The sequence below is a fragment of the Ruegeria arenilitoris genome, assembly GCF_013032445.1.
Lineage (GTDB): Bacteria > Pseudomonadota > Alphaproteobacteria > Rhodobacterales > Rhodobacteraceae > Ruegeria > Ruegeria arenilitoris_F.
On the sequence record NZ_WQCA01000006.1, the window covers coordinates 258,393 to 277,947 of the forward strand.

The 19,555-nt window shown below is 59.6% G+C and carries 16 protein-coding genes and 2 pseudogenes; 10 read left to right on the plus strand and 8 right to left on the minus strand.

From position 1 onward, the window contains the following. Positions 1 to 71: 71 nt before the first annotated feature. The 4 genes from nagA to GOW98_RS10830 are packed head-to-tail and all read right to left on the minus strand — an operon-like array spanning position 72 to position 3,858. Positions 72 to 1,202: an N-acetylglucosamine-6-phosphate deacetylase gene (gene nagA / locus GOW98_RS10815; protein ID WP_170331824.1), complete on the minus strand. Its 1,131-nt coding sequence runs from the start codon at positions 1,200 to 1,202 to the stop codon at positions 72 to 74. Then, the gene (locus GOW98_RS10820) at positions 1,199 to 2,227 is read right to left on the minus strand and encodes an SIS domain-containing protein (RefSeq protein WP_170331826.1); all 1,029 of its coding nucleotides are present in this window, start codon (positions 2,225 to 2,227) and stop codon (positions 1,199 to 1,201) included. The genes nagA and GOW98_RS10820 overlap by 4 nt, the downstream gene beginning before the upstream one ends. Before the next feature lie 19 nt (positions 2,228 to 2,246). Next, a complete protein-coding gene (locus GOW98_RS10825; RefSeq protein ID WP_170331827.1) occupies positions 2,247 to 2,996 on the minus strand; it encodes a GntR family transcriptional regulator in 750 nt (249 codons plus the stop codon). Then, entirely contained in the window at positions 2,983 to 3,858 is an 876-nt protein-coding gene (locus GOW98_RS10830; RefSeq protein ID WP_170331829.1) for a BadF/BadG/BcrA/BcrD ATPase family protein, read from the minus strand. Before GOW98_RS10830 ends, GOW98_RS10825 begins: the two co-directional genes overlap by 14 nt. A gap of 170 nt (positions 3,859 to 4,028) precedes the next feature. Between GOW98_RS10830 and GOW98_RS10835 the strand changes: the two genes are divergently transcribed. From GOW98_RS10835 to GOW98_RS10865, 7 genes are all read left to right on the plus strand, one after another. Then, positions 4,029 to 4,913: an N-acetylmuramic acid 6-phosphate etherase gene (locus tag GOW98_RS10835; protein WP_170331831.1), complete on the plus strand. Its 885-nt coding sequence runs from the start codon at positions 4,029 to 4,031 to the stop codon at positions 4,911 to 4,913. Between the two features lie 27 nt (positions 4,914 to 4,940). Beyond that, the gene (locus GOW98_RS10840; RefSeq protein WP_170331833.1) at positions 4,941 to 6,194 is read left to right on the plus strand and encodes an ABC transporter substrate-binding protein; all 1,254 of its coding nucleotides are present in this window, start codon (positions 4,941 to 4,943) and stop codon (positions 6,192 to 6,194) included. A 65-nt stretch (positions 6,195 to 6,259) separates the two neighbouring features. Further along, positions 6,260 to 7,174, plus strand: coding sequence for a carbohydrate ABC transporter permease (locus tag GOW98_RS10845; protein WP_170331836.1), 915 nt, complete (start codon positions 6,260 to 6,262; stop codon positions 7,172 to 7,174). Between the two features lie 10 nt (positions 7,175 to 7,184). Then, positions 7,185 to 8,024 (plus strand): carbohydrate ABC transporter permease, encoded by an 840-nt coding sequence (locus tag GOW98_RS10850; protein ID WP_170331838.1) that lies wholly within the window; start codon positions 7,185 to 7,187, stop codon positions 8,022 to 8,024. Then, on the plus strand, positions 8,021 to 9,055 hold the full coding sequence (locus GOW98_RS10855; protein WP_170331840.1) for a Gfo/Idh/MocA family protein: 1,035 nt from the start codon (positions 8,021 to 8,023) through the stop codon (positions 9,053 to 9,055). Before GOW98_RS10850 ends, GOW98_RS10855 begins: the two co-directional genes overlap by 4 nt. Next, on the plus strand, positions 9,052 to 10,044 hold the full coding sequence (locus GOW98_RS10860; RefSeq protein ID WP_170331842.1) for an ABC transporter ATP-binding protein: 993 nt from the start codon (positions 9,052 to 9,054) through the stop codon (positions 10,042 to 10,044). Before GOW98_RS10855 ends, GOW98_RS10860 begins: the two co-directional genes overlap by 4 nt. 212 nt (positions 10,045 to 10,256) lie before the next feature. Beyond that, a complete protein-coding gene (locus tag GOW98_RS10865) occupies positions 10,257 to 12,146 on the plus strand; it encodes a PhoX family protein (protein WP_170331844.1) in 1,890 nt (629 codons plus the stop codon). A 46-nt stretch (positions 12,147 to 12,192) separates the two neighbouring features. On the opposite strand, the gene GOW98_RS10870 is transcribed toward GOW98_RS10865, so the two are convergent. Together GOW98_RS10870 and GOW98_RS10875 are read right to left on the minus strand one after the other, a co-directional pair. Then, complete coding sequence (locus GOW98_RS10870; protein ID WP_170331847.1) at positions 12,193 to 12,756, minus strand: tetratricopeptide repeat protein; 564 nt, start codon at positions 12,754 to 12,756, stop codon at positions 12,193 to 12,195. Between the two features lie 30 nt (positions 12,757 to 12,786). Then, positions 12,787 to 13,269, minus strand: coding sequence for an Lrp/AsnC family transcriptional regulator (locus tag GOW98_RS10875; RefSeq protein ID WP_170331849.1), 483 nt, complete (start codon positions 13,267 to 13,269; stop codon positions 12,787 to 12,789). Positions 13,270 to 13,377: 108 nt separating this feature from the next. Here GOW98_RS10875 and putA point away from each other — a divergent pair, with 108 nt between their 5' ends. Together putA and GOW98_RS10885 are read left to right on the plus strand one after the other, a co-directional pair. After that, on the plus strand, positions 13,378 to 16,779 hold the full coding sequence (gene putA, locus GOW98_RS10880; RefSeq protein ID WP_170331850.1) for a bifunctional proline dehydrogenase/L-glutamate gamma-semialdehyde dehydrogenase PutA: 3,402 nt from the start codon (positions 13,378 to 13,380) through the stop codon (positions 16,777 to 16,779). Between the two features lie 42 nt (positions 16,780 to 16,821). Further along, positions 16,822 to 17,565, plus strand: a complete 744-nt coding sequence (locus GOW98_RS10885) for a rhomboid family intramembrane serine protease (protein ID WP_170331852.1) — start codon at positions 16,822 to 16,824, stop codon at positions 17,563 to 17,565. A gap of 3 nt (positions 17,566 to 17,568) precedes the next feature. On the opposite strand, the pseudogene GOW98_RS26470 reads toward GOW98_RS10885, so the two are convergent. Together GOW98_RS26470 and GOW98_RS26270 are read right to left on the minus strand one after the other, a co-directional pair. Continuing rightward, positions 17,569 to 18,146, minus strand: a pseudogene (locus tag GOW98_RS26470) (IclR family transcriptional regulator). After that, positions 18,046 to 18,402, minus strand: a complete 357-nt coding sequence (locus tag GOW98_RS26270) for a helix-turn-helix domain-containing protein (RefSeq protein ID WP_367646832.1) — start codon at positions 18,400 to 18,402, stop codon at positions 18,046 to 18,048. Before GOW98_RS26270 ends, GOW98_RS26470 begins: the two are co-directional and overlap by 101 nt. Positions 18,403 to 18,579: 177 nt before the next feature. Between GOW98_RS26270 and GOW98_RS10895 the strand changes: the two are divergent. Continuing rightward, positions 18,580 to 19,543 (plus strand): annotated as a pseudogene (locus tag GOW98_RS10895) (pyridoxal-phosphate-dependent aminotransferase family protein). Positions 19,544 to 19,555 lie beyond the last annotated feature (12 nt).

Sequence of the window (19,555 nt, forward strand, 5' to 3'; positions counted from 1 at the left end):
GATGGAAAAGAATTTCTGTCTGCAATCCTTCGAACAGTTCAAACAGTGCCAAATGTTGGTTCCGTTCTGGCCTAATCGGGTAGCCATTCGCATGAGTCGAGGCCAGTCGAAATCCGGATCATCGACGCATATTGCAAGGGCTGCACACCCTTTTGGCCAATCAATGACGCCGGATAAGTCGTAGCAGCAGCCAGCGCATCCTGCAGCGGCACGCCCACCTGCGTGACAAGATTGTGGATGGCTTTGGTCAGGTCCAGATCGGCCCCGGCCAGCGTTCCGTCCTCAAGCGTCAGCCGGCCGTTGGTCCGCGAGATTCGGCGGCCTTCCAATTCGAATGCAGTCTGATCCGTGCCCGCAACTGCCATGGCATCGCTGACAAGATAGATTTGACCGGGTGCGGTTTTGGAGGCCCATGCAGCGCGCATCACCTCGGGGTGCACATGGATACCATCGGCTATAAGACCTGCCGACAAACCGCCATTGGCAAGCGCCGCGCCGACCAGCCCCGGTTCGCGACTACCCAACTGGCTCATGGCGTTGAACAGATGCGTCACACAACGTGCACCCGCTGCGGCATAGCGCTGGCAGGTCGCAAAATCCGCATTGGTATGGCCTAACGACACCAAAACACCTGCATCGAACAACGCCTTAACCTGCTGCTCGGACACGGATTCGGGTGCAATCGTCACCTTCAGGCACGGCAGTTCCCTGGCCGCCGCAATCAGAGCCGCCAAGTCCGCATCCTCCATCGGGCGGATCAATGCCCCGTCATGTGCCCCCTTGCGAGCTACGGACAGATGCGGCCCCTCCAGATGCAGGCCGGCCACGCCCGGAACACCGGCACGCACGGCATGTATGGCGGCCTCGATGGCTGCCTGCGTTTTGTCGGGTGTGTCGGTAATCAGGGTCGGCAACAAAGACGCAACACCTAACCTGCGATGCGCCTCGGCAATTCGTCGGATCGTCTCAATCGAAGGGTCATCGTTGAACATCACCCCGTCGCCGCCGTTAACTTGCAGATCGACATATCCGGGGCTCAGGACATCCCCGTTCAGGTCAATGACCAGCCCCTCGTTTTTCGCGCGCTCTTCCGGCACGAGTTCAGCCAACGCACCGTTGTGAAAAACAATGGCCTGACCAAAATGCAAGCGCCCGCCATCAAACAGGGCCCCGTTGCGGAACGTTGCTGAACCTGAGGTCATACTGTCTCTGTCACCTTTCTCAGATGGCGCGGTGTGTCCGGGTCGATTCCGCGCGCACGCGCCACGGCTTCGACCATACTGTAAAAAGAAGTGATAGTTGCAATGGGGTCGGACAGCCAATGATCAGTCCGCGTAACAGGCAAGGCCTGCGCCCGGGTCACCCTATTGGTGGTAGCAAACACCGTTGATCCCTTTTCTGCCAGAGCGTCAGCCGCCTCAGCCGTTGACAGTTCGGCCGCGTCCCCAGCTGCGAAGACGATGGTTGGAAACCCTTCTTCCACGATTGAAACTGGCCCGTGCAGTACCTCGGCTGTTGAATAGCTTTCGGCGTGTATCTGGCAGGTTTCCTTGATCTTCAATGCCGCCTCATTGGACATTGCAAAAGACGGTCCGCGACCCAACGTGAACAACGACCGCCCCGTGATCGCCTCTGCCGCCGCCGACCAGTCACATCGCGCGGCCTGCGCCAGATACTCTGGCAACGATCGGATCGCGGCAGATAGTTCTCCATCCGCCTTGGTCTCAGCCAGCATCCACAGACCGGCCACCAGCGAAGTAACAAATGTCTTGGTTGCCGCGACGCTAAGCTCAGGCCCCGCATGCAGAGGTAGCACCGCATCCGTCACCTCAGCCAGTCTAGACTCAGTACTATTGGTGATGGCAACGGTAACACCACCCGAAGACTTCAACGACCGTGTCATCCCCACGATATCCGGACTTTGCCCGGACTGCGACACAGACAGACACAACGCCCCCTCAGCCCGAAGATCCACATCATAGATTGAACTAACGGATGGTCCAACTGAAGCCACAGGCAGGTTCAGTAACAACTCGGCAGCGTATTTCAGATACAGGCATGCATGGTCGGACGACCCCCGAGCCACTGTGATCAGAAACCGGGGGTCGGTGTTTTTGAACAGCGCCGCCGCGTCCTGAATGTTAGTGGCGCCCTGACTTAGCAAACGCTCCACGGCATCAGGAATTTCCAGAATCTCCTGACGCATTTTCGAGCTGTGTTCAGACATACTTTTCCGGCCTTTCCGGTTACAACCGCAATTCGGCAACGAAATCATAGGCGTCACCGCGATAAAGGGATCGGGTCAGTTCCGCGACCCGTCCGTTTTTGAGGAATGAAATCCGTTCGATATTCAGCCCCGCTGCCCCTTCGGGAACATCCAGCAACTCGGCCTCAATGGCCGCGAGGTTGAGGGCCGAAATTTTCTGCACCGCGCGCACAGGCCGTCGGCCCAATCCGTCCAACACTTCATAAAGTGAGGTGGTGACTTCGATTGGGTTAGGCAAAACATCCAACGGCAGCGCGGCTCGTTCCAGGGCCAACGGACGGCCATCGGCCTCGCGCAGGCGGTAGATACGGGAAATCTGTTCGCCGTCTTTCAGGTTCAGTGCGGCGACCTCTTCAGGATTTGGCGCAAAGACACCGCGTTCCAACCATTTTGAAGTTGTTCGCATTCCCCGGCTGGACATGTCTTCGGTGAAGGACGTCAAATGCGTCAGTGATTGCTCAACTCGCGGCACACGTTCGCGAATGAACGAACCTGACCCCTGGCGCTGTTCGATTATACCGTCCTGAACCAGTTCCTGAATCGCTTTGCGTATGGTGACGCGCGACAGGTCGGTGATCTCAACCAGTTCCCGCTCCGACGGCAGCGATGAGTTCGGGGCCAAGACCCCGTTGTCGATCCCTTCTTGCAACCTGCGCCGCAACTGGACATAGCGCGGGCCCTTTTCAGGGCTCAACCACTGATCGGCGCGCAGAAAGTCAGTGATGCTCATGACGCACCTCCTTGGCCATGGCCAATGCGCCGGTCAGGGGCTCTCCTTTCGGAGGGCGAAGGGCAGATTGCATCTCTTTCGGCAGATACGGCGCATATTGCCCCGCTATCCCGCCGGTCAGACAGATCGCCCTGCCCGCTTGCCAACCCAGCCTCTTTGCGGTTTCGGCGATATAGTCTGCCCCTGCCTGCAGGATTTCCACGGCAACGGAATCTCCTGCCTGCGCGGCGGCCGTGACTGCAGGGGCAAGCGTCCCAAACTGCGCAGGTGTCGCATACCCGGCGAAAGACACGATGCCAGCCGTACCCTGCAAATCGGCCAACAGCTTTTGCGTCAAACCAGTCTGAACTTGTGTACCATCATGGGCGCAAAGCGTCTCAGACAAGGCCCGGCGCCCGACCCATTGGGCCGAGGCCTCATCTCCAAGAACCGACCCCCAGCCCCCGGCAAATCGCATCGCGCCATCCACCTGAGCCGCAAGGAAAGATCCGGTGCCGCAATGTGCGATCAAACCATCCTGCGCGCCCAACGCGCCGCGCACGGCGGCAGGGCGGTCATCTTCGACTCGCGCGCAGGTCAGGCCCAGCGCATCGCGCAATCGCTCGGCAATGACATCATCTGTGACGCCTGCAAGGCCGACAAATGCAGGCCAGCCGCGCAGATCAGCGACATCAACCCCGATCTGTCGTGACAAAGCATCAAGCCCGGCCCGAACCTGCGCAAGCGCCCCGTCAAAATCGGTCGAAACATTGGCGGCCCCGGTTTCAGCGCAACGGGCCACTCCATCGACTTCACAGGCCACCCGGCAGCGTGTTCCGCCGCCATCCACCGCCACTACGGCGCTATTTCGAGACTCGATCATGACAATACCAATATAGTACCTTTTGAACCTGGGAAAGCCCCTATTCCGCAAAAAAACCAACACCAAGCTCTGTTTTCGCTGAAATCGCCAAAAAGATCTCACGGAGAAAGAAAAATATAGACAAGTGGTATTAGATAGGTATCGTATAGCGAACACACGAGGGGATTCTCTTGACGCTGCCGCCGACTGAACAATTACACCCTGACGCTGCACAGCTGACCCCAGGCAATCTGGTCAGTGCGGCGCGCGCACTGGCCGAGGGGCAGATTGCGGCGGCTTTCGCCGTCCGGGACGCGCTGGAGCACATCGCTCGTGGCGCCGAGGCCATGGCGGGAACGATCCGCGCGGACGGGGTGCTGCACTACGTGGCCGCGGGGTCGTCAGGATTGATGGCGGCAGCCGACGCGCAAGAGTTGGGCGGCACGTTCTCAATCCCGCCTGCCCAACTGCGTATTCACATGGCCGGAGGTTTGCCAACCGGCGTCCAGATGCCGGGAGGAGCCGAAGACGCGACCGAGGGCCTCGAACAGGCCTTGGGCTCAATAACCGCGCGCGACACGGTGATCGCGGTGTCGGCCAGTGGGTCCACGCCCTTTACCTTGGCGGCCACGGAGATCGCCCGTGCGCGCAACGCGACCTTAATCGGCATCGCCAACAACGCGGGCAGCCCGCTGCTGCAAGGCGCTGACATTCCGATCCTTCTGGCCACGCCGCCCGAACTGATCTCGGGCTCGACCCGCATGGGCGCGGGGACTGCGCAGAAGATCGCGCTCAACATGTTGTCCTCGTTGATGGCGGTTGAGTTGGGCCACGTGCATAGCGGGATGATGGTCAATCTGCGGGCCGACAATGACAAGCTGCGGGCGCGGGCAACCGGGATCGTCGCCCGGATCGCGGATGTGGACATCAACACCGCACAGCAGGCGCTGGATGCAGCAAACGGAGAAGTGAAACCCGCCATCCTGATCGCTGCGCAAGGCCTGTCGCTGGAGCAGGCCGAAACACGGCTTCAGGCCTGCAATGGAATACTGACCGCCGCATTGGCGCAAGACTGACAACGAAAAACCAAACGGGAGAGAACAATGACACACAGAAGCCTGAAGCTCGCCTTACTGGGCACGACCCTGATGGCCACAAGCGCCTTTGCCGAGGACGTGACGCTGACCATCGAAAGCTGGCGCAACGACGACCTGACCCTGTGGCAGGACCAGATCATCCCTGCCTTCGAAGCCGCGCATCCTGGCATCAAGATTCAGTTCACCCCCTCGGCCCCGGCGGAATACAACGCCGTTCTGAACTCGAAACTCGACGCAGGCTCGGCCGGCGACCTGATCACCTGCCGCCCGTTCGACGCCTCTCTGGCGTTGTATGAGGCCGGCCACCTGACCGACTTGTCGGGCGTCGAGGCGATGGGCAACTTCTCAGACGTGGCGAAATCGGCGTGGCAGACGGATGACGGCGCGGTTAGTTTCTGCGTTCCTATGGCCTCGGTGATCCATGGTTTCATCTACAACAAGGACGCGTTCAACGAACTGGGCATCGAAGCTCCGACCACCGAAGATGAGTTCTTTGCCGCCCTCGACAAGATCAGGGAAGACGGCACTTATATCCCTCTGGCCATGGGTACTAACGACCAATGGGAAGCCGCCACGATGGGCTACAACAACATCGGTCCGAACTACTGGAAGGGTGAGGAAGGCCGTCAAGCGCTGATTTCGGGCGAACAGAAACTGACCGATGAGGCATGGACAGCCCCTTATGCGACCCTTGCCCGTTGGGCCGAATACATGGGCGACGGGTATGAGGCGCAGACCTATCCCGACAGCCAGAACATCTTCACGCTGGGCCGTGCCGCGATCTATCCCGCCGGGTCGTGGGAAATCTCGGGCTTCAACACGCAGGCCGATTTCGAGATGGGCGCCTTCAAGCCACCGGTCCGAAACGCGGGCGATACCTGCTATATCTCAGACCACACTGATATCGGCATCGGCATGAACGCCGCGACCGAACACCCAGAGGCGGCTGAGACCTTCCTGGCCTGGGTCGCAAGCCCCGAGTTCGCCGAGATTTTCGGAAATGCGCTGCCCGGGTTCTTCCCGCTGTCCAGCACTCCGGTCGAACTGCAGGACCCGCTGGCCAAGGAAATCGTCGGCTGGCGTGAGGAATGCGAGTCGACCATCCGCTCGACCTATCAGATCCTGTCGCGCGGCACGCCGAACCTTGAAAATGAGACTTGGGGCGCTTCGGTCGCCGCCATCAAGGGCGCCAAGTCGCCCGAGGAACTGGGTGCCGAGCTACAGGAAGGCCTGTCCAGCTGGTACGCTCCGCACCAGTAAGCTGACACCTACCCGGGCGGACATGCCCGCCCGGGTATACCCGACACCCCTTTGAAAGCTGCCCCATGAACCGCCCCCGCTTCCGCTGGCATATCGTCGTGTTTCTGGCACCCGCCGTGCTTGTTTATACGGCAGTGATGATCTTTCCTCTGTTCAACACGCTGCGACTGGCGCTGTTTACCGAAGTCGATCAGACCCGCGTGTTCGTTGGATTGCAGAACTTTCAAACGCTGTTTTTCGATCCGGTCTGGTCCGAACAATTCTGGAACGCGTTGGGCAATAACTTCTGGTTCTTCCTGATCCACATGCTGGTGCAAAATCCCATCGGGATCGCACTGGCGGCGCTGCTGAGCCACCCGCGCCTGCGGTTCGCAGCGCTGTACCGCTCGGCGATTTTCATTCCAACGATCCTCAGCTTTGTGATTGTGGGTTTCGCATGGAAGCTTATCCTGTCGCCGATCTGGGGTATCGCCCCGTCGATGCTGGATGCAATCGGGTTGAAATCGCTGTTTGCGCCGTGGCTGGGGAAAGAAGAATACGCCCTGACCACGCTGGCGCTGATCTCGGTCTGGCAGTTCGTCGGCATACCGATGATGCTGATCTATGCCGCCCTGCTGACCATCCCGGAGGAAATCCTAGAGGCCGGAGAGATTGACGGCATCACCGGCGCCTCGGCCTTCTGGAAGATCAAACTGCCACTGATCCTGCCCTCGATCGGGATCATCTCGATCCTGACTTTTGTTGGCAATTTCAACGCATTCGACCTGATTTACGCAGCGCAAGGCGCTTTGGCGGGGCCGGATTTCTCGACCGATATTCTGGGCACTTTCATGTATCGCACCTTCTTTGGCTTCCAACTGCAATTGGGCGACCCTCACATGGGATCGGCTATTGCGGGGGCCATGTTCGCAATCATCCTCGTGGGCGTCTGCATCTACCTGTTCGGCATCCAAACCCGGATGCGTCGGTATCAATTGTGAGGGCCCTGCGATGAACAAAGCACGCCAAAACCCTCTCAACACCGCCGCGATGCATGGAGCACTTATCCTCTATACGCTGATCGCTCTGTTCCCGGTCTTCGTGATCCTGATCAACAGCTTCAAATCCCGCCGCGCCATCTTTCGCGAACCGCTGGCATTGCCGAACACCGACAGTTTCTCGATGATTGGTTATGAAACGGTGATGAAGCAGGGGGATTTCTTCCTCTACTTCCAGAACTCGATGATCGTCACCGTGGCATCACTGTTCTTCATCCTGCTGTTCGGCGCGATGGCGGCCTACGCGCTGTCGGAGTACCAGTTCAAGGGCAACCTGCTGATGGGTCTGTATCTGGCGCTGGGGATCATGATCCCGATCCGCATCGGCACCGTGGCAATCCTTGAGATGATGGTCGCGACCGGGCTGGTGAACACACTTTGGGCGCTGATCCTGGTCTACACGGCGCAGGGGTTGCCCTTGGCTGTGTTTATCCTGTCAGAATTCATGCGGCAGGTCAGTGATGACCTGAAAAACGCGGGGCGCATCGACGGGCTGTCAGAATACACGATCTTCTTCCGGTTGGTGCTGCCTCTGGTCCGACCTGCGATGGCGACCGTGGCCGTGTTCAACATGATCCCGATCTGGAACGACCTATGGTTCCCGCTGATCCTTGCGCCGGCTGAAGAAACCAAGACACTCACGCTGGGCAGTCAGGTTTTCATCGGACAATTCGTCACCGACTGGAACGCGGTTCTCTCGGCCCTGTCGATGGCGATTCTGCCGGTGCTGGTACTCTACGTCATCTTCTCGCGCCAACTGATCCGTGGCATCACGTCAGGAGCTGTCAAATGACCCGTGTATTGATTGCAGGCCTTGGCAATATGGGGCTGAGCCACGCATTGGCCCATCACCACCACCCCGACGCGCAGATCGTGGGGCTGGTGAACCGGTCCGGTCACGTGGAGCACCCCGACCTTGCGGGTTACCCGGCTTTTTCAGATTTCGAGACTGCGCTGTCAGAGACTAAACCCGATCTGGCCGTGATCGCCACCTATTCCGACAGCCATGCCGACTACGCCTGTGCCGCGATGGAGACTGGTGCGCATGTCTTCGTCGAAAAACCGCTGGCCACCAACGTGGCGGATGCGCGTAGGGTTGTGGAAACTGCTACCAAGCTGACCCGCAAACTGGTCGTGGGTTACATCTTGCGCCACCACCCCTCATGGATGCGTCTGATTGCCGAGGCGCGCGATCTGGGCGGGCCGTATGTGTTCCGTCTGAACCTGAACCAGCAATCCTCGGGCGCGGAATGGGAAACGCATAAGTCGCTGATGCAGACAACGTCGCCCATCGTCGATTGCGGTGTGCACTATGTGGATGTGATGTGTCAGATCACCGATGCACAGCCTGTCCGCGTACACGGCATGGGGCTGCGCCTGTCCGATGAGATCGCTGAAGACATGTATAACTACGGCCAGTTTCAGGTGATCTTCGAGGACGGCTCGGTCGGCTGGTACGAGGCCGGATGGGGTCCGATGATGTCCGAGACGGCTTTCTTCGTGAAAGATATCGTATCGCCCAACGGCTCGGTTTCGATCACCGATGGCAACAAGGGCGCGTCGGCAGATATCGACGGACACACCAAGGTCGGCGGGCTGCTGGTCCATAAGCCAAGCGGAGACCGCACCATCGAGATGCCTGATGAGCCCGGTCATCAGGAGCTCTGCGATGCCGAGCAGGCCTATATGCTGCGCGCCATCGCAGAGAACATCGACCTGACGCGTCATATGAATGACGCCGTCCAGTCCCTCGCCATTTGTCTGGCCGCGGATGAAAGCATCCGCACAGGCCAACCCGTTTCGTTGGAGAAACCCGCGTCATGACCGCTCTGACCCTGACCAATGTAAATAAGTCCTTCGGCAATGTGCATGTTCTGAAAGACATCACGCTAGAGGTCGAGGAAGGCGAATTTGTCGTCTTCGTCGGCCCCTCGGGCTGTGGCAAGTCCACCCTGTTGCGGGTGATTGCAGGGCTTGAGGATGCATCTTCGGGCGAGATCAACATCGGCGGTCAGCAGGTCAATTTGGTGCCGCCGTCCAAGCGCGGGATCGCGATGGTATTTCAGAGCTACGCGCTCTACCCGCACCTGAACGTGCGTGGGAACATGACACTGGCGCTGAAGCAGGAAAAGCAACCCAAGGCGGTGATCGAAGAACGTGTTGCTAATGCCAGCCGGATGCTGAACCTTGAGGATTATCTGGACCGCTACCCGTCCGAACTGTCTGGTGGGCAACGTCAGCGTGTTGCAATTGGGCGCGCCATCGTGCGCGAACCCAAGCTGTTCTTGTTTGACGAGCCACTCTCCAACCTCGACGCCGCATTGCGGATGAATACACGGATCGAGATCGCTAACCTGCACCGAGCACTGGATGCCTCGATGATCTACGTCACCCATGACCAGACCGAGGCGATGACACTGGCCGACAAGATCGTCGTGCTGCGTGACGGACGGGTGGAACAGACCGGCACCCCGATGGAGCTGTATAACAATCCCGCCAACCAGTTTGTTGCTGGATTTCTGGGATCGCCGTCGATGAATTTCCTGCCCGAAGGGTTACTGGGCAGCGGTCAAAACACCATCGGCATCCGCCCCGAAGACCTTTACCTGTCCGATGACGGTCCACTGGCGGCGCGCGTAAGTCACGTGGAAAAACTGGGCGGTGACACCAACGTCATCGCCAAAATACACGACCATGCGGTAACGGCACGGCTGTTCGGCCAGCACGCGATTTCCGAAGGGCAGGAATTGCGTTTTGCATACGCCGCAGACAAGGCCTATCGCTTTGACGCCGCTGGTCAGCGTTTGCGCTAAATGTCGCAGAGCAACTACATCACGCCAAATTGATTACCTCTGAATTAATAAGAGAAAACGCACTATTTCCAGAGTGGGGAAGGCAACAGCCCTTTTCCCAATCCTGTTTCCCGGCAGATAAGGCACCATCCTTAAGTGCGTTGTTAACAACCTGTCACAAAGACGCCCTAAATCCCTTTCATCCACTTTTTTCAGACAGCCAGGAGCCATCCATGAAAGACGTCGACCCCACCACACTGTCCGCCGACGACTGGGACGAACTGCACTTCCCGCGCCCCAAAGAAAACGACTTTGACCGCGTTGTTGAAAGCGCCATTTCGCGTCGCGGTTTTCTGGGCGGTGTACTGGCCTTTGGCTCGGGCGCTGCTGCCATGGGTGCCGGCCTGATGGGTTCGACGGCCGCACACGCCGTCACCGCGTCGCGTTTTGCATTCACTCCGATTGCTGCGCAGACCGACGGCACCGTGCACGTGCCGGAAGGGTACGAATGGAAAATGCTGATGCGCTGGGGTGACCCGCTGTTTTCCGACGCAGACGGTTACGACCTGACCGATGGCGGCGCGGTCGAGAAATCGGATCGCATTTTCGGTGAAAACACCGACGGAATGGAGACCTTCTCGTTCCAGGGGCACGAACTGATTGCGATCAACCACGAATATCCGAATCGCAAGATCAACCTGCCCGCCGCGCAGGAAGGCGTACCCGCCAGTGCCGACGACGTTCTGAAACTGCAGAACCTGCAGGGCGTTACCGTGATGGAAATCACCGAAGGCCCCGACGGCTGGTCTGTAGTCAAAGACAGCCCTTTCAACCGCCGCATCCACCACAATTCCCCGATGAAGATCGTTGGTCCTGCAGCCGGGCATGACCTGCTGAAGACCGAGGCTGATCCAACCGGCACCGCTTCGCTGGGCACCATGAACAACTGTGGCGCAGGTAAGACCCCCTGGGGCACCTACCTGACATGCGAAGAGAACTTTAACGGCTACTTCGGGTCGTCAGACGAGAACGCCAGCTACGACCAGAAGGTCGCAGATGGTATGAAGCGCTACGGTATCAAAGCTGAAAGCTGGAACGGCTATGAACTGTTCGATCCGCGCTTTGACACGTCGAAAAACCCAAATGAACCGCACCGCGCGGGCTGGATCGTTGAAATCGACCCGACCAAGCCGGATAGCACACCGGTCAAACACACCGGTCTGGGCCGCTTCAAGCACGAGAACGCCGAGGTGACACTGGCCGCGGATGGCCGTGTTGTTGTCTATATGGGTGACGATGAGCGCGGCGAGTATCTTTACAAGTTCGTCTCGAACGGCACCTACCAGCCCGGTGGCGAAACCGAGAGCCTGCTGAATGACGGCACGCTCTATGTGGCCAAGTTCAACGACGACGCAACCGGTTCGTGGTTGCCGCTGACATCGGAAACAACCGGAATGGACGCGGCTGAGATCCTGATCTTCACCCGTATGGCTGCGTCGGCCGCAGGCGGCACCACCATGGACCGTCCGGAATGGGTCGCCTCCAGCCCGGTTGCGGTCGAGGCCTATTGCTGCCTGACCAACAACAAGAACCGGGGCGTCAAGCCGAATGCCGGTGGTGACGATACATCGGTTAACGCAGCTAACCCGCGCGAGGCCAACAAATACGGCCAAATCGTGCGTTGGCGTCCTGCAAATGATGACCACGCCGCCGACACGTTCGATTGGGATCTGTACGTCATGGCAGGCAACCCGACCGTGCATTCCGACGACCGCGCTGGTTCGCCGAATGTGAACGAGGGCAACCTGTTCAACTCGCCCGACGGCATGGCCATCGACTCGACGGGCCTGATCTGGATCCAGACCGACGGCAATGACGACAATGAGGAAGATTTCGCAGGTCACGGTAACAACCAGATGTTGGTTGGTGACCCGATCACCGGCGAAATCGCGCGTTTCATGACCGGCCCCAACGGTTGTGAAGTCACCGGTCTGGCCTGGTCCACTGACCTGCGCACCATGTTCGTCGGCATCCAGCACCCGGGCAGCAACTGGCCCGACGGCGGCACGCCGCGGTCCTCGGTGATTACGATCAAGCGCGCCGATAACGGTCTGGTTGGTTAAACCACAGGGAAACGCCTCCGGCCTTTCGGTCTCGGGGGCGTTTTCGTCAGATATCCTGCCCCTGTGGCGCCAACGGTCCACCCGGCGCCAGCAGATGACGCTCAGATAGCCACGGGTTCAGTTCCAGGGCCTGGCTCAAAGCCTCCCGCGCTTCGTCGATTCTTTGCAGTCCCAACAATGTAAGCGCACGCCCGCTGATCGCCGCTACGTGGTTTGGTGAAAGCTCAATGGCCCTGTCCAGATCGGGCAAGGCAGCCGCAAAATCCTGTCGCAAATAATGCGCAAAGGCCCTTTGGTTGTATCCTTCAGCATAAGACGGGCAGTAGGCAATCAGCTTGTCGAAATCCTCAATCGCGCCCAGCAGATCCCAGGCGTTGCGACGTGTCATACCCCGGTCCAACACTGCCTGCGCGCTTTCATCCGGTGCGTCGGTCCAGTATTCCCACAGTTGGTTGGACAAAGCACGGGCAGCCTGTTCGTTTTCGGCCTGCTGGATTTGCGCGATCACACCACTGACATCGGCACTGTGATCCGGTGCAACCGGGCAGTCCGCAGCCTGAACGGCAGTAGACGCAAGAAGAAAGGCGGAAGCGAAAACGATCTGTCTCATGCGCCAATGGTGACGCCACCAGGTCGTTCGTCAACCCATCCCTTCGATAGCTCCGGACACGCCCGTTTCCTTCACGGCCTCCATCGCAACGAAAGTAGAGGTATTGGCTACATGCGGCAGGGATGAGATTTTCTCGGCCAGAACCGCACGGTATTCCGACATAGAACCCGTGCGGATTTTCAGAAGATAGTCGAAATTCGACGCAATCATATGGGCTTGTTCAATCTCGGCCACCTTGCGCACCGCTGCGTTGAACTCTGCCAACGCTTTCTCACGCGTATCGGTCAGGCGCACTTCGACAAATGCAACATGGTCCAAGCCAAGGCGGATCGGGTCCAGCAGGGCACGGTATCCGGTGATGATCCCTTCGGCCTCAAGCCTTTTCACACGTGCTTGAGTTGGTGATTTCGACAGCCCTATGCGTCGCGCGAGGTCAGCAACCGAGATACGCCCGTCCTCGGCTAGAATCGTCAGGATCGACCGATCAAACCGGTCCAGATCAGGGCGGGTCATTTGCGTCGAATCCTCATCTAATTTCAGGTCATTCGCCTCTCATGACCCAAAATTAAGGCAATCATCCCGCAAAATCGATCCTATATTTAACAAAAGCCCGGAGGATACATGACACACAGCCTGCGCACCCATATCGACGGCCAGACCTATGCCGATCAGTCTGATATTCTGCAAACCCTGATCGCACAGGCAAAGCTGAGCGAACCCGACCGCGCCGCGATCTGCACGGCGGCGGCACAGTTGGTGCGCGACATCCGATCCAGCACCTCACCCGGTATGATGGAGGTCTTCCTCGCCGAATATGGCCTATCCACCGACGAAGGCGTCGCGCTGATGTGTCTGGCCGAAGCACTTCTGCGAGTCCCGGACGCCGAAACGATCGATGCGTTGATCGAGGACAAGATTGCACCGTCAGATTGGGGCAAACATCTGGGTCAGTCGTCCTCGTCGCTGGTGAATGCCTCGACCTGGGCGCTGATGCTGACGGGTAAGGTTCTGGACGAAGGCAAGACATCCCCGGTCAGCGCCCTGCGCGGGGCGATCAAACGGCTGGGTGAGCCGGTGATCCGCACCGCCGTAGGCCATGCGATGAAAGAGATGGGACGTCAGTTCGTTCTGGGCGAAACCATCCAATCCGCCATGGATCGCGCCAGCGGGATGGAGGCCAAAGGCTACACCTATTCCTACGACATGCTGGGCGAGGCCGCGCGCACCGAGGCCGATGCCGCGCGCTATCACCTGTCTTATTCCCGCGCCATTGCCGCTATTGCCGATGCCTGCACCCGTGACGACATCCGCGCCAACCCGGGGATTTCGGTAAAGCTTTCGGCGTTGCACCCGCGCTATGAAATCGCACAGGAACAGCGCGTGATGGAGGAGCTTACCCCTCGCCTGCGCGCCCTGTGTCTACTGGCCAAGGCGGCCGGAATGGGCCTGAACGTCGACGCAGAGGAAGCCGACCGCCTGTCGCTGTCCCTGCAGGTAATCGAAGAGGTGATGGCCGAGCCCGCTCTGGCCGGATGGGATGGTTTCGGGATCGTGGTTCAGGCTTACGGCCCGCGTGCCGGGGTCGTACTGGATACGCTCTATGACATGGCCGAACGTCATGACCGCAAGCTGATGGTACGGCTGGTGAAAGGCGCCTATTGGGATACCGAGATCAAGCGCGCTCAGGTCGAGGGCGTCGATGGCTTCCCCGTGTTCACCCGCAAGGCGGCAACCGATATCTCATACGTCGCCAATGCCCGCAAACTGCTGGGCATGACCGACCGGATCTATCCGCAATTCGCCACTCATAACGCCCATACTGTCAGCGCAATCCTGCATATGGCCGGCGATCAACCGTTCGAGTTCCAGCGCCTACACGGGATGGGTGAGACCCTGCATCAAATCGTCAAGGATCAAAGCAACACGCGCTGCCGGATCTACGCTCCGGTCGGCGCACATCGCGACCTTCTGGCCTATCTCGTGCGGCGGCTGCTGGAGAACGGCGCGAACTCGTCCTTTGTGAACCAGATCGTGGATGAAGCCGTGCCGCCGGAAGAGGTTGCCGCTGACCCCTTCATTACCATTCAGGAACCGAAATCTCCTCTACCCACCGGCCCCGAGCTGTTTCAACCGGAACGCCCGAATTCGAAGGGGTTCGACCTGCACCACACGCCGACGCTCGACCGGATCGACGCAGCCCGGGACGAGTTCCGGGTCCATCACTGGTACGCGCAGCCGCTGCTGTCGGTGGATGCACGGCCCGAAAAAGACCAGCCCGTTACCAACCCGGCGAACCCGCAGGACCGGCCCGGCGCCGTCGCCGCGGCCAGCGCGCAGGATGTTGAACTGGCGCTGGCCTCGGCCAGCCCATGGCAGGTCCCTACCGAGGATCGGTCGCTCATCCTTAACGCCGCCGCTGATCTGTACGAAGCGCATTACGGTGAGTTGTTCGCCCTTCTTGCCCGCGAGGCAGGCAAATCCGTCCCCGACGCGGTGGCCGAACTGCGCGAGGCGGTGGATTTCCTGCGCTACTATGCGGCCAACATTCCGCAGGCGGAACCGGCGGGGACGTTTACCTGCATCAGCCCGTGGAACTTCCCGCTGGCAATTTTCACCGGCCAGATTTCCGCCGCACTGGCCACGGGGAACGCCGTTCTGGCCAAACCCGCGCCGCAGACGCCATTGATTGCGCACCGGGCCGTGCAACTGCTGCACGAGGCTGGCGTCCCCCGCGACGTGTTGCAATTGCTGCCGGGCGGGCCATCTGTCGGGGCAGCGCTGACGTCGGACCCGCGCGTGTCGGGGGTGGCGTTCACCGGTTCGACCGCGACGGCGCTGAAAATCCGCGCGGCCATGGCTGACAATCTTCGCCCAGGAACGCCCCTGATCGCGGAAACCGGCGGGTTGAACGCGATGATCGTGGACAGCACTGCTCTGCCTGAACAGGCCGTGCAGTCCATCATCGAAAGTGCGTTTCAGTCGGCAGGGCAGCGGTGTTCAGCCCTGCGCTGCCTCTACGTGCAGGAAGACATCGCCGACGATCTGCTGACCATGCTGACCGGCGCGATGGAGGCGCTGCATGTCGGGGACCCATGGCAGCTGACCACAGATTGCGGCCCCGTGATTGATCAGGACGCCCAGCAGGGCATTGCGGATCACATCGCGCAGGCCCGCAGCGAAGGGCGGGTTTTGAAGGAGTTGGGCACACCACCCTCGGGCACCTTCATCGCCCCCACCCTGATCGAACTGCCGGGAATTGCGGCGCTGGAACGCGAGGTCTTTGGCCCCGTACTGCACGTGGCTCGCTTCAAAGCCTCCGAGATTGATCAGGTCATCGCTGATATCAACGCAACCGGCTACGGGCTGACCTTTGGCCTGCACACACGCATCGACGACCGCGTGCAGCACATCACCGAGGCCATCCACGCGGGCAACATATACGTCAACCGCAACCAGATCGGGGCCATCGTCGGTTCGCAACCATTTGGAGGCGAAGGTCTCTCAGGCACCGGACCGAAAGCAGGCGGGCCGAACTATATGGCGCGTTTTTGCGCACCGGACCGTCAAACCAGCGAAGCAGAGTGGGACAATACCATGGGCGACCTGCCTGACCCGCAGGGCCAACCCGCCGCCACCCGCACCCAATCCCTGCCCGGCCCGACCGGCGAATCGAACCGGTTGAGTGAGTTCCCCCGCGCACCGCTGCTGTGCATGGGACCGGGGGCAGAGATCGTGAAGGCACAGGCCGAGGCTGTAAGAGCTCTGGGCGGCACAGCCATTCAGGCAACCGGAATGGTTGACCTGCACCGGTTGGAAAACGCGGCAGGAATTTCGGGTGTGCTCTGGTGGGGAGACGACGACACCGCGCGTGAAATCGAACGCCACCTCGCCCGTCGCAATGGCCCAATCCTGCCTTTGATCCCAGGCCATCCAGATCGCGCGCGCGTTCTGGGAGAACGCCACGTCTGCGTCGATACAACTGCCGCTGGCGGGAACGCCGCCCTGTTGGGAGGTGCGGCGTAACCGTACCTTGACGCTGGGCCGGGAAAAGCCCAGCGTCGCCACATGTTTCCGATCCGCGACCATAACCCCTCGGGGCGCACGCCTTATGTCGTCTATCTGCTGATGGCGGCCAATATCCTGATTTTCATCAGCTATGTGGGGATCATGGACAACGGCCGGCTGATCAGCCGGTTCTATTTCGACTACGCCGTCATCCCGGCGCGGATCACCGACGGGTTTGCGCTGGAAACGCTTGTGACCTCGATGTTCCTGCACGGCGGCTGGATGCATCTGGCGGGAAACATGCTGTTTCTTTGGATTTTCGGCGACAACCTCGAAGACGAGATGGGCCACCTCCCTTTCCTGCTGTTCTATCTTGTCGCCGGCGTAGGCGCGGGGTTGATCCACGTCATCACCGCTCCGGACTCGGTGGTGCCGACAATTGGCGCATCCGGCGCAATTGCCGGGGTGATGGGGGGCTACCTTCTGCTGTTCCCCAAGGCCCGCGTGGACGTTTTGTTGATCCTGATCGTCTACTTTCGCGTCTTCACAATTCCAGCCTTCATCATGCTGGGCATCTGGCTGGGCCTTCAGTTCATGGGCAGCCTTGCAAGCAACCCGGACGAAGGCGGCGTTGCCTATTGGGCGCATACGGGCGGGTTTGTTATTGGCCTGATCCTGTGCATACCGCTTTGGCTGAAACGCGGCGGGACAGCCTTCTGGAGCCGCACCCATGGCCACCCGCCCCACCCCGAGCATAAATACAAACTGTCGCAATCCCGCATTCCACGCGTCCCACGCAAATAGGTGTCAGCCTTCTGAACGGGGTAACTGCCCGCCGCTGAGATGCGTAATCTCCTGCGCAGCATTCTTGACCAGAGCACCGAGTTCCGGTGCCCTATCGGCGTTGAAACGGACTGACGGGCCAGAGACGGATATCCCGGCGCAGGGTTCAGCCCGGTCGTTGTAAATGGCGGCGCTGATACAGGACATGCCCTCGTACCGGTCTTCGTGGTCATAGGACCACCCCGAGTGCGGGTTTTCTCTAATTCCGCCGTCAGGTCCGGACCGGGGATCAGCGTGTGATCCGTAAACCGTTCAGACTCGACAGAGCCAAGCGCTTTGCCAGCCGCATCCGGGTTCATCGCGGTCAGTCCGGGGCCGGATGCATACATCGGCGTGCGTGCGCTCGGCGGAAAGAATGCCCGGATCGGGTTCAGCGTTTCGACTTGACCGACGAAAACCACCTCGGCCCCGTCCGGCACAGCCAGATTGGCGGTCTCACCGCTATCCTGCATCAGACGTCGCAGGATCGGACGGCCGATCTCGATAACACTGTTGCGACGCAGGAAAGAAGCACCGGTCCGATAAGCCTCGATCCCTATCATCCATTCCTGTCGCTCGCCATCGAAGGTGGCGAACCCGTGCTTTTTGCAGAGTTGTCAAAATACGGTGCGTGGTCGCCGTCGGCACATCCACTTCGCGCGCCAGATCACTGAGCGCAGCGCGTTCCCTCCGCGCCAAAGCGGTCAGAACGCCCAGCGCCCTATCAAGAGATTGCATTGTTCCGGCCGAGCTTTCCTTGAACAGCGATTTCGGCCGACCGCGCGGTTTCTTCTGAGTGTCCATTTTGACCTCTCCCATTCTGCTCTCCGCGATTTTTTCGAAATCCCTTTTTTCGATCTCCAAAAAGGAAGAACGAAAAATTGTGTAAATTCATGTATTTATCAATTAGCTTGAAAAAACAAAAATATTTTTCAAGAAAATAGCACCCGCAGGCAGTTTCTCCGACACTGAATCCCATCTTGGAGTAATTTAGTGATGTCCACTCAGAACCCCGTTTCATACCCGGCCCAACGAATATCCCGAATCGCCTGCGACTGGCGGTGCAGGTTTAGACACAGGACCACCGCGCGCCGGATTTTGTTGAGACTTTCTCGCCGATTCTTGAGGACAGCAAAAAGGTGTTTGGAACAACACCGGGTCAGGTCATCACTTTCCCGGCCAGTGGTACGGGTGGATGGGAGGCCGCGGTGACCAACACACTCAGCCCCGGCGATACGGTTCTGCTGGCGCGTTTGGGATGTTCAGCCATCGCTGGATCGATCTGTGTCAGCGCCACGGCTTGAACGTGCGGATCATATAGTGTCCGTGGGACAGCGGTGCGCCGGCGAATAAGTTCGCTGAGGCTCCGGAAGAGAACAAAGCCCGCGAAATCAAGGCCGTTCTGACCACCCATAACGAGACGGTCACCGGCGTGCGCTCGGACATTGCGGCAGTGCGCAAGGCGATGGACGCCAACGCTTCCGGTGGCTTTCCCTACACCCCGCCGCTGCAATTGATCTACGGCCTGGGCGAAAGCCAGAAGATGCTGTTCGAGGAAGGCTTGGACAACGTTTACGCCCGCCACTTCCGTCTGGCCGAAGGCGTGCGCAAAGCCACCTCTGCCTGGGGGCTGGAGTTGGTGGCGCAGTCGCCGGATCTCTACTCGGATACGGTGAGCGCGATCTATGTGCCCGAGGGCTTTGACAGTAATGCCGTGACGGACCACGCCTTCAACGCCTATGGCGTCAGCTTTGGCATCGGGCTGGGTGAGATGAACGGCAAAGCCTTCTGCATCGGCCATCTGGGCAGCCTGACGGATGTGATGGTGCTGTCTGGCCTCGCCACGATCGAAATGGCGATGGCCGATCTGGATTATCCGATCGAGCTGGGCGGCGGCGTGGCTACGGCGCAGGAATATTTCCGCGTAGGCCACGCCACCCCCATACAATCCCCAGTGTAAGGAGGAGCGTGA